Genomic DNA, 14,371 nt, shown 5'->3' with positions numbered 1-14,371 from the left:
CTTTTGCATAACTAAGCTCTACAGCTTTATGTTTAAATTCTTTGGTGTAAAAATTTCGTGGTTTTGACATTGTTATTTTATTAAAGTTTATAAATATATAAACTCGCTTCTTACTGTCCTGTCAAATATAGCATGTCCAGTTTTATCCATTGAGGATATTTTAGACCCCGAAGATCTTTTAGAAAAAAAAGATTTACATTGATGCCTTTAATTGCCGTGTAGCCTTATTTGAATAGGTGTCAATCAAACTATCATCGGCAAAAGAATAATAGCCCTCTTCGGTTAAAATAATATGGTCTAAAACAGCAATATCAAGATATTGCCCTGCTATCACAAGTTTTTCAGTTAGACTTCTATCCGCTAGACTTGATTTTAACTGGCTTGAAGGATGATTATGGCCGAGAATAATCCCGCGCGCGCGGGATTTTAACGCGGTGGCAAAAACAAGTTTTGGGTCAACGAATGTGCCTGTTGTTCCGCCTTGTGAAATTTGAACAATGCCGAGACATCGATTGCTATTATCAACAAGGAGAATTTTAAATTCTTCATAAAGTTGAATTGTTAAATCATTCCAATTCTCACGAAACAATTGATGCGCATCATGTGATGATGAGATTTTAGGTCGATCTTTCGCCTTGACCTTATTTTTATAAGAAAGGGTAATTTGGCTAATATTGGTTTTGAGAGTGTGCGTCATAGAAAACACTATGCTGCATCATCAAAATAAAAAATACGCACATAAAAATTAAAAATGTTTTAGGTATGTTTTAGGTGGGGGTATAAAAAAAGGCCTCACATTTGTGTGAAGCCTTGTCTTTACTAGTAGCGGGAACTGGACTCGAACCAGTGACCTTCGGGTTATGAGCCCGACGAGCTACCTACTGCTCTATCCCGCGATTTAATCTTTAACAATTTACTTAGCTTTTAACTTTCGGTTCATAATGCCGATCAAATTGTTTCGGACTGCAAATATACAATCCTTTTTAGATATAACAAGCATTATTTTAAAAAAAATTATTGTTCAATATTTATCGCCTCAAAGCCAACAAGTTCCATAGTTGTAAATTGCGGTGTTATTTGTATTGGATTACAACAAACCTCACAATCTTCTACATAAGTTTGTTTAGAAACACTATTATCTAATAGCATCGAGATCTCTTCCCAACAATACGGGCATTGAAAAAATGTTCTATCATAAGCAAAAAAACAGCTAACGGTAAAGTTAGCTGTCTCTATTTTATATTATTATAATTTCTAGATTTAATCTCTTTCTACAACATACGTTTTAGTCGTTGTTAGTAAACTTTTAGAAATGCTAGCTTTATCATCTACTACACTTACATAATTTTCGGCTAACTTATTATCGCTTACCATTAAAGTATTTAAATGTTTAAGGCGTCCTAATTGCAATGGCAAATGCCCAATTAAGTTGTTTTCTGCTAAAATAAGCTCTTCTAGCTGATATAATTCTCCTAACTCTACTGGAATATATCCTTCTAGTTTATTATCTATCAAGCTTAACTTTTTCAACTTGGTTAACTCCTTTATTTGTGTTGGTATTACTCCAGTTAAAAAATTACTTCCTAATTGTAATACTTCTAAGTTAACTAAGTTTGTAATAGTTACAGGAATATTTCCTTCTAATTTGTTACTGTATAGTGTTAATACTTTTAACTGACTTAAAGTTCCTAGTTCTGAAGGAATTTCACCTTCTAGTTTATTTAAAAATAATTCTAATGTCTCTAAGTTTTTTAATTTTGTAATGCTAGTTGGTATTTCACCTTCTAATTTGTTAAAGCTTAGATTTATATTTTTAAGATTCGTTAAATTTCCTATTTCGTTTGGTATTGTTCCTTGAAGATTGTTAAAGGATAAATCTAAAGCCACAACTTTATCATTTTTAATTGTAACTCCATGCCAATGATCTGCTGTTTTTGTTAAATCCCAAGTTACATTCCATTTTTCTCCTTGTGTAGCATTATATAATGCTAACAAAGCTTCTTGCTCACTTGCAGGCACATTAGCAAATGCTAATATTGATGAAAAAAGGCAAATTATAGTTAGTTGTATCGATTTCATTTAACAAATTGATTTAAAATCACTTATTATCAAATTTAGTTAAAAAAACGCTTAAAACCAATTTTTAACGATTAAATACACATATATAATATTTGAATCCGACAAAAAACGCTAGAATACCGACAAATTAAACTAAAGAACAACATATAAACATTCCTGTAATTGGTCTAAGACTCCAAAGTAGCTTATTTTACTATCGTTAAAAAAGTTAAGAAAAGTCTTCAATTTGCATAGTTACTACTTCCCAGTCTTCCATTAGTTTAGATAAATTATCCTTTTTTGCTTGGTAATTATCAAAGAATTTAGGGTCTGCCACCACTTCATCATAGTTAGTAGCTAACTCAACATCTATTTCTTTTATTTCTTTTTCTAGCTGATTGATTTTTGCTTCTACATTACTTAATTTATTATTAAGTGATTTTAGTTTTTTCTGCGCTTCGTAGGATTGTTTATTACTTTCTTTGGGCGTTGCTTTAACTACTGTTCGTTTTTCTACTTCTCTTAAGTTTTCAACTTTACGCTGCTCTAAATAATAATCTATATCTCCTAAATACTCTTTTACCTTCTGGTCTTTAAATTCGTATACCGTACTGGTAAGTCCTTGTAAGAAATCCCTATCGTGAGATACTAATATTAATGTACCTTCAAAACGTTGTAGTGCTTCTTTTAAAACGTTTTTAGATTTTATGTCTAAATGGTTTGTAGGCTCATCCATTATTAGCACATTAAACGGCTGTAACATTAATTTTGCCAGTGCTAAGCGGTTGCGTTCTCCTCCTGACAATACTCTAACATACTTTTCTACTTCTTCACCACGAAATAAAAATGAGCCTAAAATGTCTCTAACTTTACTTCTATTAGTTTCGTTAGCTGCATCTATCATAGTATCTAATACGGTCTTGCTCCCGTCTAGGTATTCTGCTTGATTTTGTGCGAAGTAACCTATTTGTACATTATGACCTAGTTTTAAATCTCCATCATGCTGTATGTCTCCCACTAAAATTTTTGCTAGTGTAGATTTCCCTTGACCATTTTGCCCAACAAAAGCTGTTTTTATATCACGTTCTATCATGATATCTATATTAGACAATACTTGATTATCTCCATAATTTTTGGAAATTGCATTGGCATCTACAACAACTTTTCCTGGCACTATAGACACAGGGAAATTTAAGGTCATCACACTATTATCGTCTTCATCTACTTCTATACGCTCAATTTTATCTAGTTTTTTTATAAGCGATTGTGCCATTGTTGCCTTAGATGCTTTTGCTCTAAACTTTTCAATAAGCTTCTCTGTTTGCTCTATCTGTTTTTGTTGATTTTTTTGAGAGGCTAATTGTTGTGTTCTTATTTCTTCTCTTAGTACTAAATATTTTGAATACGGTTTTGGATAATCGTATATACGACCAAGTGAAATTTCTATTGTTCTATTAGTAACATTATCTAAAAACATTTTATCGTGAGAGACAATTGCTACTGCTCCAAAATAGTTTTTTAAAAATCCTTCTAGCCAAATAATAGATTCTATATCTAGGTGGTTGGTTGGCTCATCCAGTAATAATATGTCGTTACTTTGTAATAATAGCTTCGCTAACTCTATGCGCATTCTCCACCCACCAGAAAACGTATCGGTTAACTTATTAAAATCTTCTCGTTTAAAACCTAGTCCTTGTAGTATTTTTTCTGTTTCTCCTTGATAGTTATACCCCCCTAAAATTTCATACTGGTGTTGTATTTCATTAAGGTCTATCATTAATTGACTGTAGGCTTCACTCTCATAATCTGTTCGCTCGGCTAGTTGATTATTAATATCTTCCATTTGAGCTTCTAAAGTTTTTATTTCTGTAAAAGCTTCGTACGACTCTTCTAATACTGTTCTACCAAAAACAAAATCAATATCTTGTTTTAAGAAGCCTATTTTAAGTGTTTTATCGGCTGCAATTTGTCCAGAATCTGGTTCTAATTCCTTTGCCAATATTTTTAGCATTGTAGATTTTCCTGCTCCGTTTTTACCTATAAGTCCAACTCTATCTCCATTTCCTAATTTAAAGGTAATGTCTTCGAATAGATATTCTCCTTGAAAGGAGATTGATAAATTATGAATATTAAGCATAGAATGTGTCTCTTGTTATAAAATTTTAAATAGATAAAACTTAACTTTGTACATATAACGCTAAACAGTTAAGAGTCTTATTAAAATCAATTATTTTTTCTTTAACGAGATTGCAAAAGTACATTAATTTATATGTTTAAAAAAGGAACTAAATTATATGGCATCATAAAGGGGGTTTGCCCAAAGTGCCATAACGAATCTATGTATACAAATACAAACCCGTATGTTTTACGCGAAGCTTTAGATATGCATGAGCGCTGTAGTCATTGCAACACAAAATATAAGATTGAACCTTCGTTTTTTTACGGTTCTATGTATATTAGTTATGGCGTAGGTATAGCTTTTGCTGTAGCTGCTTTTGTTGTTAGTTATTTGCTTCTAGAAACTAGCTTAAAAGTTGCTTTTGGGGCTATAGTTATAACATTAATTGCTTTTATGCCAATAATTATGAGGGTTTCAAGGAATATATGGATTAACCTTTTTATGAGTTACGATAAGTCTAATATTAAATAGTATTTGTAACTACTTTGTTTCAAAGCGTTTTATATCTATTTCGGAATTCAGCGCCTTATTATTTTCTATATAATTATACAATTCGTCAGCTATGTATGGGCCAATCATTACGCCTCTTGTTCCTAAGCCATTAAGGACATAAACATTTTTATGGTTTTTATGCTCTCCTACTAATGGTCTTCTATCTTTTGTTGTGGGCCTAATTGCTGCGACTTGGTCAACTACTTCGTAATCACATTTAATTAGCGTTTTTAGCTTCTCTAATAGTTCGTCTTTGGCTTTTTTAGTAATTGTATTGGTTTTATCTTTCCAATCGTACGTAGAGCCTATTCTGTATAAATCTTCTCCAATGGGTATTATAAATACGCTAGATTTTAAAACAAAATCTAATTTTAAATCTGGTGCATGTATTGTTAATAATTCACCTTTTACCCCCGTTAAAGGCAACTCTTTAAAAAATGGGTTTTGTTTTAAACCAAAACCTTCAGCAAAAACAATACATTTTGCTTTGTTTTTTTTATAACTTATTTCATTATCCTTTATTTCTAGTAGTTCATAATTAAAGTCACTTATAACTAATTGTTGTGACTTTTTTAGGAACTCTCTATAGTTTTTAACTAGTAATTTAGTATTTATTCTTCCTGTACCCAACACTTCTGCCATACCAAATGCGGCTTCTATATATTCATTTTTATTTTCATGAATAACTGTAGATAATAGGCTTCTAAGGTTTGGCTTATCTGATGCAGCATACCAGTTGTTTTGTTCTTCTATTGAGGCGAATTTTCTATATACAGGAACTTTATAGTCTAGTTTAGTATTAAGGCGTTTTTCAATATTTTTATAAACAGGTAGTGCCAAATCGAGTTGCTCCTTACTTTTCCATACACTGGTAAATCGCTTTAAAATTACTGGATTATATAAACCACCTGCTACTGCCGATGATTTTTGAGATTCGTTATCGTAAACAACAAATGTTTTATTTGCTTCGATTAATTTTTCGCAAAAATTTATCCCTCCTAAACCGCATCCTACAATGATATAATCTAACTCTTTTTGGTCTTCCATACTACGAAGATAATGGATTATAGCTATTAAAGGTCAAATTAAATAAAACAAAAAGCGCTCACTTTTCAGTGAGCGCTTTTAAATTATATAGCAAATGTGATTAGTAAGACCACATGTCTAATTCGAAGTTTCTGATTTTGTCTTTAATTCTATCAGATTCTAACAATTGCATTAATGCGTTTTCTGCAATGTATTCATTTACTTCTCTATCTCCATATACATTTTCTTCTTTGAAAATTACACTATTAAAGCGTCTAGCGTTTAAAATGTGATCGAAAGAAAATGGTACAGCACTATTTTTAGAGTTAAATGATTTCGCTTGGTGCAGTACATCTCTAGCATCTGGGAAAAACACCCAAAATAATGGATTTGGCTCTTTGTTTGCTTCGTCGTTAGAATCAATAAAGTTAACATCTGGAGCAGCTGGTGCTATCCCTAATAATCTATACTTTAACTCTCCTTGACGCTTATCAAAATACCATAGTCCTTTAATTAAATAAGCACTAACATCATATGATGCAATTGTTCTTTTTGTAATATACTCAGGATCTACACGACCATCTGCATTAAATTGATCGTAACCTACAGGTAATGTATCAATCTTAGTGGTAATGTCTCTTAATTCTTCTTTAGTACGTAATCCAGTAAAATAAGAATCGTTATACACTTTTTCTATTTTACCATCTCTAATTGCTTTTGTTAAAACATCGTATAGAGAGCGTCTGTTAGATCCAATATTATTAGTATCTACAGGATAGTACAAAGGAAAATTAACACGCTCATCAAGAACTATTTTCTCCCAAGTCATTTTAGCGAACATAATATCTCTATCACCAACATAACCATATTCTAACGGGTTATCGTTATCTATAGCCTTTTGCGCTTCTGTCTTTACTCCTATTTCATCAGGACTTTTAGCATTTAATATGTTAGCTTGTGCAAATGCGCCAGAGGCTAAGCATAATCCAAAAACAACTGATAATAATGATTTACAATTCATTCTAAAATAATTTTAATTTTTAACAATTATAAAGTTTAGTTTGATAACTCTATAATAATTGGATTTGCTGGCTTGATTTTTGGTCCAGAAGATTTAGATTTAATATCGAAAATCTGAACTGTAGATCCACGCTTAGCTTTACGTAAAGCGCCTTTAGCTTGTCCGTTTAATCTGTTTCCTTGTACTGTAACACTTGGTTGACCAGGCACTTTAAATTTGAAAGATGTTACTCTTAATGGTAAATCGAAATCGAAATCTAAAAGTTTAGCTTCTACTTTACCTATTTCAACATTGTTTCTTGGTAATTTGAAAGATCCGTGTTGTCCTGCTATTACTCCGCTTGGTACTGGAATATCTTTAATTCTAAAAGTCTTTTTATCTGAAGCTTTAGATCCGTCATCTAAAGTAGCACTAACATTAATAGTAACTTCTCTACCTGAAGTTGGAACCATTACATATTGTCCTGCTTTTCCTGCTCTTTTTAATCCAGAAGCACTTGCAGATACTTTATTATCTGGTACTCCAGCGAAAGAAATAGTCATTGGGTTATTTACACCACGATATACAACATTCATTTTATCTGCAGATATTGTAGCAGAATTAGGTCTTGGTACTACAACATAGTTTCCAACAATAGGAATATCTAATGGTTTACCGTCTTCTAAGAATGTAAATTTACCTTCAACATCATGCTCTCCAACATTACCTACATTAAAATCTAATGTAGCTGCTCCTGTAGAATCGATAGCTGTAGCTAAGTCAATTTCTTTTCCTTGAACCATTAATTTAGTTGGTGTTACATTAGCATATTTACCTAATACAACTCTACCTTGGAATTTTTCTCCAGCAAAGAATGCAGATTTATCAGCTAAAATAATTGCTTTATAGTTCTTTAAAGATACAGCTTCTGTAACAAGGTTTCCTAAGAATCCATTATACATGTTAGTTTCTGTAGCTTTAATATCGTTTTGCATTGCTGTTAATTTCGTGTAAGAAGCAATAGCTGGGAATCCTTGGAAATGATAATCTAACCATTTTTTCTTTACTCCCTCACCATCAGTAACATCACTTAAATCAAAACGATTTTCAAAGCTTTCTATTACTTTAGTCCATTTAACGTCTTCACCAACAATACCTTTAATATCGGCTTTATACTTATTAATAGCAGCCATGATTTCTTCTCCTCGTTTTGTTAAACGATCTCCAGTAAACCATAACTCGTTAAGTTTATCACCTTTATCCATAGACTCGTATGGTAAAACACCTTTCTCGTCTCTTTCGTAACCACCTTTTTTAATAATATCTTCTTCTTTTACAGTTTCTAAAAACTTATAAAAATCATCAGATACTTTACTTATTTGCTGTGCTTTACTAGCTACTACTGCAAATTCTTGTGGTTTTTCTTCTGCTTTTCCTTTTAATTGTTCAAGGATTCCATTATTTGTAGCTGCAGCTAATTCATTAGCTGTGCCAAATTTAGCGTTCATTAACCCGAATGCAGATAATACTTCTTTTGACATTGTCATTGCAATCATTGCAATGAATACCAAGTACATCAGGTTAATCATTTTCTGCCTTGCGGACTGTTTTCCTCCTGCCATTTCTAATTAGTTTTTTTAGTTATTAATAATTTATACTAACTTCTAATTAGTTTTTGTTCATTGCAGATAACATTCCTCCGTAAACACCATTTAAAGATGATAGGTTAGATGCTAATGATTGCATTTGCTCTTTTAATTTAGCTGCATTTTCTACTGCTTCTTCATTAATAGCCGCTTGACGATTAGCGCTTTCCATTTGTACTTTATATAAACTGTTTAAAGATTCCATTTGTGCAGCAGCTAAAGACATTTCTTCACCATATTTTTTAGTTGCAGCGATAGAGTCTACAGTAGGAGATATTCCTTTTGCAGCTCCTTCGAAGTTTTTAATACTAGTTCCCAAGCTAGCCATTAATTCTCCATCTATTTTTGCTTCTTTTAATAAGTTGTCTAATTTTTTAGATAATAAACCTTCTGCATCTTTAGGCTCTTCTTTTTTTCCTTTTTTAGTTGCAACGCCTCCAGCTAATTCTGGGTAAACTAAAGACCAATCTAAATCTCCTGCTTGTCTTTCGAATGCAGATATTGTAAATACGACTGCTTCAACAATCATCCCTATCGTTAAGATAAGTGATCCATAAGGCCAGTGTTGGATTTTAAAAAGTGCTCCGATAATAACGATTGCCGCTCCTAGTCCATAGACCATATTCATTGACGAGATTTTCCCTTTTTGTGCCATAATTTCTAATTTTTAAGTAGTTAATTTTAATTTTTGTTATTTAAGTAGGTAATATATTTACAATGTATTATCGTCTAGCATTAGCTGTTACATCTGTTCCCATGTAATCTTGAATTGTTCTAAATCCGATGTAACTTCTGGCTGAATCAGCGTATTCGTAATCTCTTGAACTTACTTGTAAGAAGTATGCAACGTCTTTCCACGATCCGCCTCTTACAACTTTACGGTGGTTGTTTTTATCGTTAACACTTGGATTTATAGTAGATGCGAATTCGTATGATGATGGATCGTAAGAAGAGTCCACCCATTCTGCAACGTTACCAGCCATGTTGTATAGGTTAAAATCGTTTGGCTCGTATGCATCTGCTTCTACTGTATATAATGCTTGATCTGCTGCATAATCTCCACGTAATGGTTTAAAGTTTGCCATAAAGCAACCTCTATCGTTTTTAGCATAAGGCCCTCCCCATGGGAAAGTAGCAGCTTGCAGACCTCCTCTAGCAGCATATTCCCATTGTGCTTCTGAAGGTAACCTGTAACGGCTTACATTATGTATTTTCTTTTGTTTTCTGTATGCATTGTGATATAATGTTCTCCACTCGCAAAATGCTTTAGCTTGTTTCCAAGTTACTCCTACTACAGGGTAATCACTGTAGGCATCATGCCAGAAGTAATCATTATGCATCGGTTCGTTATATGAGTATGCAAAATCTCTAATCCAAGCTGTTGTGTCTGGATAAATTTCAACTTCTTCTTTTATGATAACATCTTTACGTCTTAGACTTCTGTCGTTAGCCGCTTTTTGAATATCCATATAAGTGTATTGAAACTTAAATTTAGTAACATCCCAAGTACGTTGACCATTATATGATTCTTCTAAAGGAATATACATAGTATCCATTACTTCAACATAGTATTCGTCTGGATATTCAGCAGTATCAAAAATTAAATCCACATCATGGTTTAACTTTCTTCCTTCGTAACCTGTTTCTCCTAGACCACTATAGTTGTCTATCATATACTTTTCATAAGGAGTCATATCTGTTGTATCTGCATCTTTAAATGCAAATTGCCCAATACCATCTGAGTCTGGATCTGTCTCACCAACTTCATCTGCTAATATTGCTAATTTTGTTCTAATAGTAGAATCTCTAACCCACTCTACGAACTGACGGTACTCGCTATTAGTTATTTCTGTTTCATCCATGTAGAATGAGGCAACAGTAACCGTCTTAGCCGGCGCATCTTGAATACCAGCTAAATCATCATCAGCCTTACCCATTATAAATGCCCCTCCAGGCACTAAAGTCATCCCGTAGGGTTTTTCTGGATGCCATTTTTTTCCTTTAACACCTACTAACTGACCCTTATCTTTAGAGCCGCAACTTGCTAAAAGTGCCAAAACTGCCGTTAATAATACAAACTTCTTCATATTCATAGAAAACTCGAGGTTAATTAATTACTCTTAATTTTTTAAGAGCGTAAACATATTTATATATTTTTTAAAAAACAACTTTTTTTGTAAAAAAAAATACATTTAATCGTTAAAAACAAACTCTTTAACGATAGTTGTCTTAATTTCTTTAACATTTAACTTTTTTACTTAAACGCTATTTTTTTGATACGCCTTATACCATCTATCTGGTATCTTGCCATTACACGCATCTATATAATCTTGATGTGTACATGGTAATAACGTATGCTTTTTTAATTTATTATTAACATTTGATAAAAAAGGTATTTCTATCCACCATCTCCCAGTTTTTGTGCTTTTATAAAACACTAATTCCTGAGAGTCTGCTAATGTAATGAATTTTTGATGATTATTTCCACTTACAAAATCATCATCTTTCACTCTATAGTTAACACCTTCAATAAAATACCATAACATTTGTGCTATAAGCATTGCTGTTACTTCATCGTCATAAGATGGTTTATACTCATATATACCAAATGCTGTTACCTTATTACTTATTCCTGCATAACGCGCAACCGCACATATTTCTTTTCCATTTAATCCATTAGGGGATAGTCTTTGCTTTAAGCTTACTTCTGAGGCTTTAACAGATCCTAAATCTATACTAACAACATTTGCATCTCGCATTACAGGCTCTACGATTGTTATATCGTTTGAAACTTCTCCTAATCTATAGGATTCAAAATATAGAGCTTCCATAAGATCTATTTCTTCTTGCGAATTAAAATAGGTTTGATATCCTAATGTTGCATAATTAAATAGATTATATGGCTGATCTAAAATAATCTTCCCAACAAAACTTGTATTTTTTATTGGCTTAGCTGAGTCTCCTAGATCAAACTTAGAATCAACATTTACAATATTTACCATTGGAACTAGATTATCGTATGCGCGATATACTGCATAAGTTAAGTCTTGACTCCCACCCAATATAACTGGAATAATATTTTTTTGTATTAGTATACTTACTGTCGTTTTTAATGCAAAGTAGGTATCTTCTACAGATTCACCAGCATTAATATTTCCTAAATCTGCAATATGCGTATTCCAACTTCCTGGAAATAATGCGTAAAACGATTTTCTTACTTCGTTTAACTCAAATGATTCTCCTATATAGTTTACATCGTTTCTATTTTCTAAAACTCCTAGTATGGCTATTGAAACGTTTTCTAAATCTGGAATTCCATCTTGCTGTGAATGTACTCTTAATTTTCTTCCAATAGCTTGCATAGATAAAAGCTCGTTATGAGCTAATACTATATCTGATACAGGAGATAAAAAATTAAAATTCATTTACTATTTTTTCTTTGCTGTTTTCTTCTTTGTTGCCGTTTTTCTTTTAGCTGTTGTTTTTTTCTTGGGAGCGTTTTTCTCTATTATTGCTTTTACCTCTGTTAAAGTAAGTTTTGCTGCTTCTACTGTTTTAGGCAGCTCAATCTTTACTTTACCTTGAATGATATTATGCCTTCCCCATCTTGCCTTCTCTACTCTAATACCTTCTTCTTCCCAATTATGAACAACTTTATCAATTTCCTTTTGGATCTTTGTTTCTATTAATTCAATAATGTCTTTTTCTGAAAGGTTATCCCAATCGTACTTTTTATTTACATTAATAAACATGTTGTTCCATTTAATAAATGGTCCAAAACGTCCTTTTCCTTTTTGAACAGGCAACTCTTTATATATATAAATAGGAGCGTCTGCTTTTTGCTTCTCTTTTATTAATACAATAGCTTCATCTAATTCTACTGTTAAAGGATCTTTTCCTTTAGGTAAAGAAATATAAGCTTTGCCATGTTTTACATAAGGACCAAAGCGCCCATTGTTGACCACAACTTCCTCATCTTCATAGGTTCCTAGTTTTTTTGGAAGCTGAAATAAATCCATAGCTTCTTCAAAGGTAATGCTCCCTAATTGTTGGTCTGGCCCTAAACTAGCAAAAGTTGGTTTATCTTCATCATCTACAGTTCCCATTTGCACCATTGGCCCAAACTTACCTAAACGTACGCTTACTCGTTTTCCTGTTTTAGGGTCTTCTCCTAATATTCGCTCGCCTGATTCTCTTTCTGCATTTTCCTGAACATCTACTACTTTAGGATGAAAATCTTTATAAAAAGATTTCATTACTTTTTTCCAATCTGCTTTACCTTCTGCAATATCATCAAATTGGTCTTCTACATTTGCTGTAAAACTGTAATCTAAAATAGTCTCAAAATGATTTACTAAAAAATCGGTTACAATCATTCCAATATCAGTAGGAACAAGTTTACCCTTGTCTGACCCTACTTTTTCTGTCAATAATTTTTCATTAACAGCATTATTTTTCATTACTAATTGCGTGTAATCGCGCTCTACACCTTCAACTGTACCTTTTTCAACATATTTTCTATTTTGTATTGTTGAAATGGTTGGTGCGTATGTAGATGGACGCCCTATACCAAGCTCTTCTAATTTTTTAACAAGCGATGCTTCTGTAAAGCGATATGGCGGTCTTGTAAAACGTTGTGTTGCCGTTATATGATTATTAAGTAATGTTTCGTTTACCTTTAATGCTGGTAACATTCCATCTTGTTCTGTATCATCATCATCGGTTCCTTCTAAATATACTTTTAAGAATCCATCAAACTTAATAACTTCTCCATTTGCTGTAAATGTATCATTATGAGAAGCTGCACTAATTTTAACATTAGTTCTCTCTAATTGTGCTTCACTCATTTGCGATGCAATGGCACGTTTCCATATTAACTCATACAAACGTGTTTGGTCATAATCCAAACCTGCAGAATGTGCTGCAAAATTTGTTGGACGTATAGCTTCGTGAGCTTCTTGCGCTCCTTTTGCTTTCCCTTTATAGTTTCTTTCTTTACTATATTCTTTCCCGTAAGCTTTTACTATTTCTTCTTGCGCGCCTTTTCTTGCCTCATCAGATAGATTAACACTATCTGTTCTCATATAAGTAATTAAACCGGCTTCGTATAACCGTTGCGCCATAGTCATAGTTTTACTTACTGAAAAGTATAATTTCCTAGAGGCTTCTTGTTGTAAGGTAGATGTTGTAAATGGTGCCGCAGGTGCTTTTTTAGCGGGTTTTTTCTCTAACCCTTCTACTTTAAATATCGTATTTGTGTTTGCTTCTAAAAAAGCTATTGCTTCTTCTTTTGTTTTAATAGCCTTAGGTAGCTTTGCTTTAAAAGATTGTCCAGCTTCGTTAGAAAACTCAGCATCTACTCTATAAGAGGCTTCCGTTTTAAAGTCTTGAATTTCTCGTTCTCTTTCTACAATTAATCTTACAGATACAGATTGCACTCTTCCTGCAGATAGCCCTCCTTTTACTTTTCGCCAAAGCACAGGTGATAACTCGTAACCTACTATTCTATCTAATACACGACGTGCTTGCTGTGCATCTACTAAATCGTAATCTATACTTCTTGGATTTTCTACCGCTTTTTGGATTGCAGATTTTGTAATTTCATGAAATACAATTCGCTTTGTTTTTTCTTTATCTAATTTTAAAGATTCTGCTAAATGCCATGCAATAGCTTCTCCTTCTCGATCTTCATCACTAGCTAACCAAACCGTTTCTGCTTTTTTTGCTAATTCTTTAAGTTTTTTTACAACAGATTTTTTATCTGATGATACTTCATATTTTGGATTAAAATCGCCATCTACGTCAACACCTAGTTCTTTTGAGGGTAAGTCGGATATATGTCCGTAACTAGATTCTACTTTAAAGTCTTTTCCTAAAAACTTCTCTATAGTTTTTGCTTTAGCAGGTGACTCAACTATAACTAAATTCTTCGCCATTCTTCATTTTTTTGAATGTACAAATGTATGTGAA

The 14,371-nt window shown here is 32.6% G+C and carries 12 protein-coding genes and 1 tRNA gene; 1 reads left to right on the top strand and 12 read right to left on the bottom strand.

Annotation, left to right across the window (positions count from 1 at the left end; all coding sequences use genetic code 11):
- Window positions 1-193: 193 nt before the first annotated feature.
- From ACVC08_RS11070 to ACVC08_RS11050, 5 genes are all read right to left on the bottom strand, one after another.
- Window positions 194-697 (bottom strand): JAB domain-containing protein, encoded by a 504-nt coding sequence (locus tag ACVC08_RS11070; RefSeq protein ID WP_452602074.1) that lies wholly within the window; start codon window positions 695-697, stop codon window positions 194-196.
- Window positions 698-823: 126 nt separating this feature from the next.
- A tRNA-Met gene (locus ACVC08_RS11065) sits at window positions 824-896 on the bottom strand.
- Window positions 897-1,014: 118 nt separating this feature from the next.
- The gene (locus ACVC08_RS11060) at window positions 1,015-1,155 is read right to left on the bottom strand and encodes a CPXCG motif-containing cysteine-rich protein (RefSeq protein WP_452602075.1); all 141 of its coding nucleotides are present in this window, start codon (window positions 1,153-1,155) and stop codon (window positions 1,015-1,017) included.
- A gap of 105 nt (window positions 1,156-1,260) precedes the next feature.
- Window positions 1,261-2,079, bottom strand: coding sequence for a leucine-rich repeat domain-containing protein (locus ACVC08_RS11055; protein WP_452602073.1), 819 nt, complete (start codon window positions 2,077-2,079; stop codon window positions 1,261-1,263).
- A gap of 208 nt (window positions 2,080-2,287) precedes the next feature.
- On the bottom strand, window positions 2,288-4,195 hold the full coding sequence (locus ACVC08_RS11050) for an ATP-binding cassette domain-containing protein (RefSeq protein ID WP_452598470.1): 1,908 nt from the start codon (window positions 4,193-4,195) through the stop codon (window positions 2,288-2,290).
- A gap of 132 nt (window positions 4,196-4,327) precedes the next feature.
- Between ACVC08_RS11050 and ACVC08_RS11045 the strand changes: the two genes are divergently transcribed.
- Complete coding sequence (locus tag ACVC08_RS11045; RefSeq protein ID WP_452598471.1) at window positions 4,328-4,708, top strand: DUF983 domain-containing protein; 381 nt, start codon at window positions 4,328-4,330, stop codon at window positions 4,706-4,708.
- 9 nt (window positions 4,709-4,717) lie between these two features.
- On the opposite strand, the gene ACVC08_RS11040 is transcribed toward ACVC08_RS11045, so the two are convergent.
- The 7 genes from ACVC08_RS11040 to topA form a co-directional block, all read right to left on the bottom strand.
- The gene (locus tag ACVC08_RS11040; RefSeq protein ID WP_452602072.1) at window positions 4,718-5,776 is read right to left on the bottom strand and encodes an NAD(P)/FAD-dependent oxidoreductase; all 1,059 of its coding nucleotides are present in this window, start codon (window positions 5,774-5,776) and stop codon (window positions 4,718-4,720) included.
- Window positions 5,777-5,876: 100 nt separating this feature from the next.
- Window positions 5,877-6,776, bottom strand: coding sequence for a type IX secretion system ring protein PorN/GldN (porN, locus tag ACVC08_RS11035; protein ID WP_452598473.1), 900 nt, complete (start codon window positions 6,774-6,776; stop codon window positions 5,877-5,879).
- Window positions 6,777-6,811: 35 nt separating this feature from the next.
- On the bottom strand, window positions 6,812-8,377 hold the full coding sequence (porM, locus tag ACVC08_RS11030; RefSeq protein WP_452598474.1) for a type IX secretion system motor protein PorM/GldM: 1,566 nt from the start codon (window positions 8,375-8,377) through the stop codon (window positions 6,812-6,814).
- A 46-nt stretch (window positions 8,378-8,423) separates the two neighbouring features.
- Window positions 8,424-9,056, bottom strand: a complete 633-nt coding sequence (porL, locus tag ACVC08_RS11025; protein WP_452598475.1) for a type IX secretion system motor protein PorL/GldL — start codon at window positions 9,054-9,056, stop codon at window positions 8,424-8,426.
- A 67-nt stretch (window positions 9,057-9,123) separates the two neighbouring features.
- Entirely contained in the window at window positions 9,124-10,488 is a 1,365-nt protein-coding gene (gene porK / locus ACVC08_RS11020) for a type IX secretion system lipoprotein PorK/GldK (protein ID WP_452602071.1), read from the bottom strand.
- A 171-nt stretch (window positions 10,489-10,659) separates the two neighbouring features.
- Window positions 10,660-11,826, bottom strand: a complete 1,167-nt coding sequence (locus ACVC08_RS11015; RefSeq protein WP_452597939.1) for a formimidoylglutamase — start codon at window positions 11,824-11,826, stop codon at window positions 10,660-10,662.
- A gap of 3 nt (window positions 11,827-11,829) precedes the next feature.
- Window positions 11,830-14,337: a type I DNA topoisomerase gene (topA, locus tag ACVC08_RS11010; RefSeq protein ID WP_452602070.1), complete on the bottom strand. Its 2,508-nt coding sequence runs from the start codon at window positions 14,335-14,337 to the stop codon at window positions 11,830-11,832.
- Window positions 14,338-14,371 lie beyond the last annotated feature (34 nt).

The sequence above is a fragment of the Pontimicrobium sp. MEBiC06410 genome (assembly GCF_053601615.1).
This window is presented reverse-complemented; position numbering and strand designations above follow the sequence as displayed.

What these genes read in the sequence shown, in the direction of transcription:
- ACVC08_RS11050 (WP_452598470.1), bottom strand. Translation starts at nt 4,195, where the DNA reads ATGCTTAATATTCATAATTTATCAATCTCCTTTCAAGGAGAATATCTA.
- ACVC08_RS11055 (WP_452602073.1), bottom strand. Translation starts at nt 2,079, where the DNA reads ATGAAATCGATACAACTAACTATAATTTGCCTTTTTTCATCAATATTA.
- ACVC08_RS11070 (WP_452602074.1), bottom strand. Translation starts at nt 697, where the DNA reads ATGACGCACACTCTCAAAACCAATATTAGCCAAATTACCCTTTCTTAT.
- ACVC08_RS11015 (WP_452597939.1), bottom strand. Translation starts at nt 11,826, where the DNA reads ATGAATTTTAATTTTTTATCTCCTGTATCAGATATAGTATTAGCTCAT.
- porL (WP_452598475.1), bottom strand. Translation starts at nt 9,056, where the DNA reads ATGGCACAAAAAGGGAAAATCTCGTCAATGAATATGGTCTATGGACTA.
- ACVC08_RS11040 (WP_452602072.1), bottom strand. Translation starts at nt 5,776, where the DNA reads ATGGAAGACCAAAAAGAGTTAGATTATATCATTGTAGGATGCGGTTTA.
- porM (WP_452598474.1), bottom strand. Translation starts at nt 8,377, where the DNA reads ATGGCAGGAGGAAAACAGTCCGCAAGGCAGAAAATGATTAACCTGATG.
- topA (WP_452602070.1), bottom strand. Translation starts at nt 14,337, where the DNA reads ATGGCGAAGAATTTAGTTATAGTTGAGTCACCTGCTAAAGCAAAAACT.
- porN (WP_452598473.1), bottom strand. Translation starts at nt 6,776, where the DNA reads ATGAATTGTAAATCATTATTATCAGTTGTTTTTGGATTATGCTTAGCC.
- ACVC08_RS11045 (WP_452598471.1), top strand. Translation starts at nt 4,328, where the DNA reads ATGTTTAAAAAAGGAACTAAATTATATGGCATCATAAAGGGGGTTTGC.
- porK (WP_452602071.1), bottom strand. Translation starts at nt 10,488, where the DNA reads ATGAAGAAGTTTGTATTATTAACGGCAGTTTTGGCACTTTTAGCAAGT.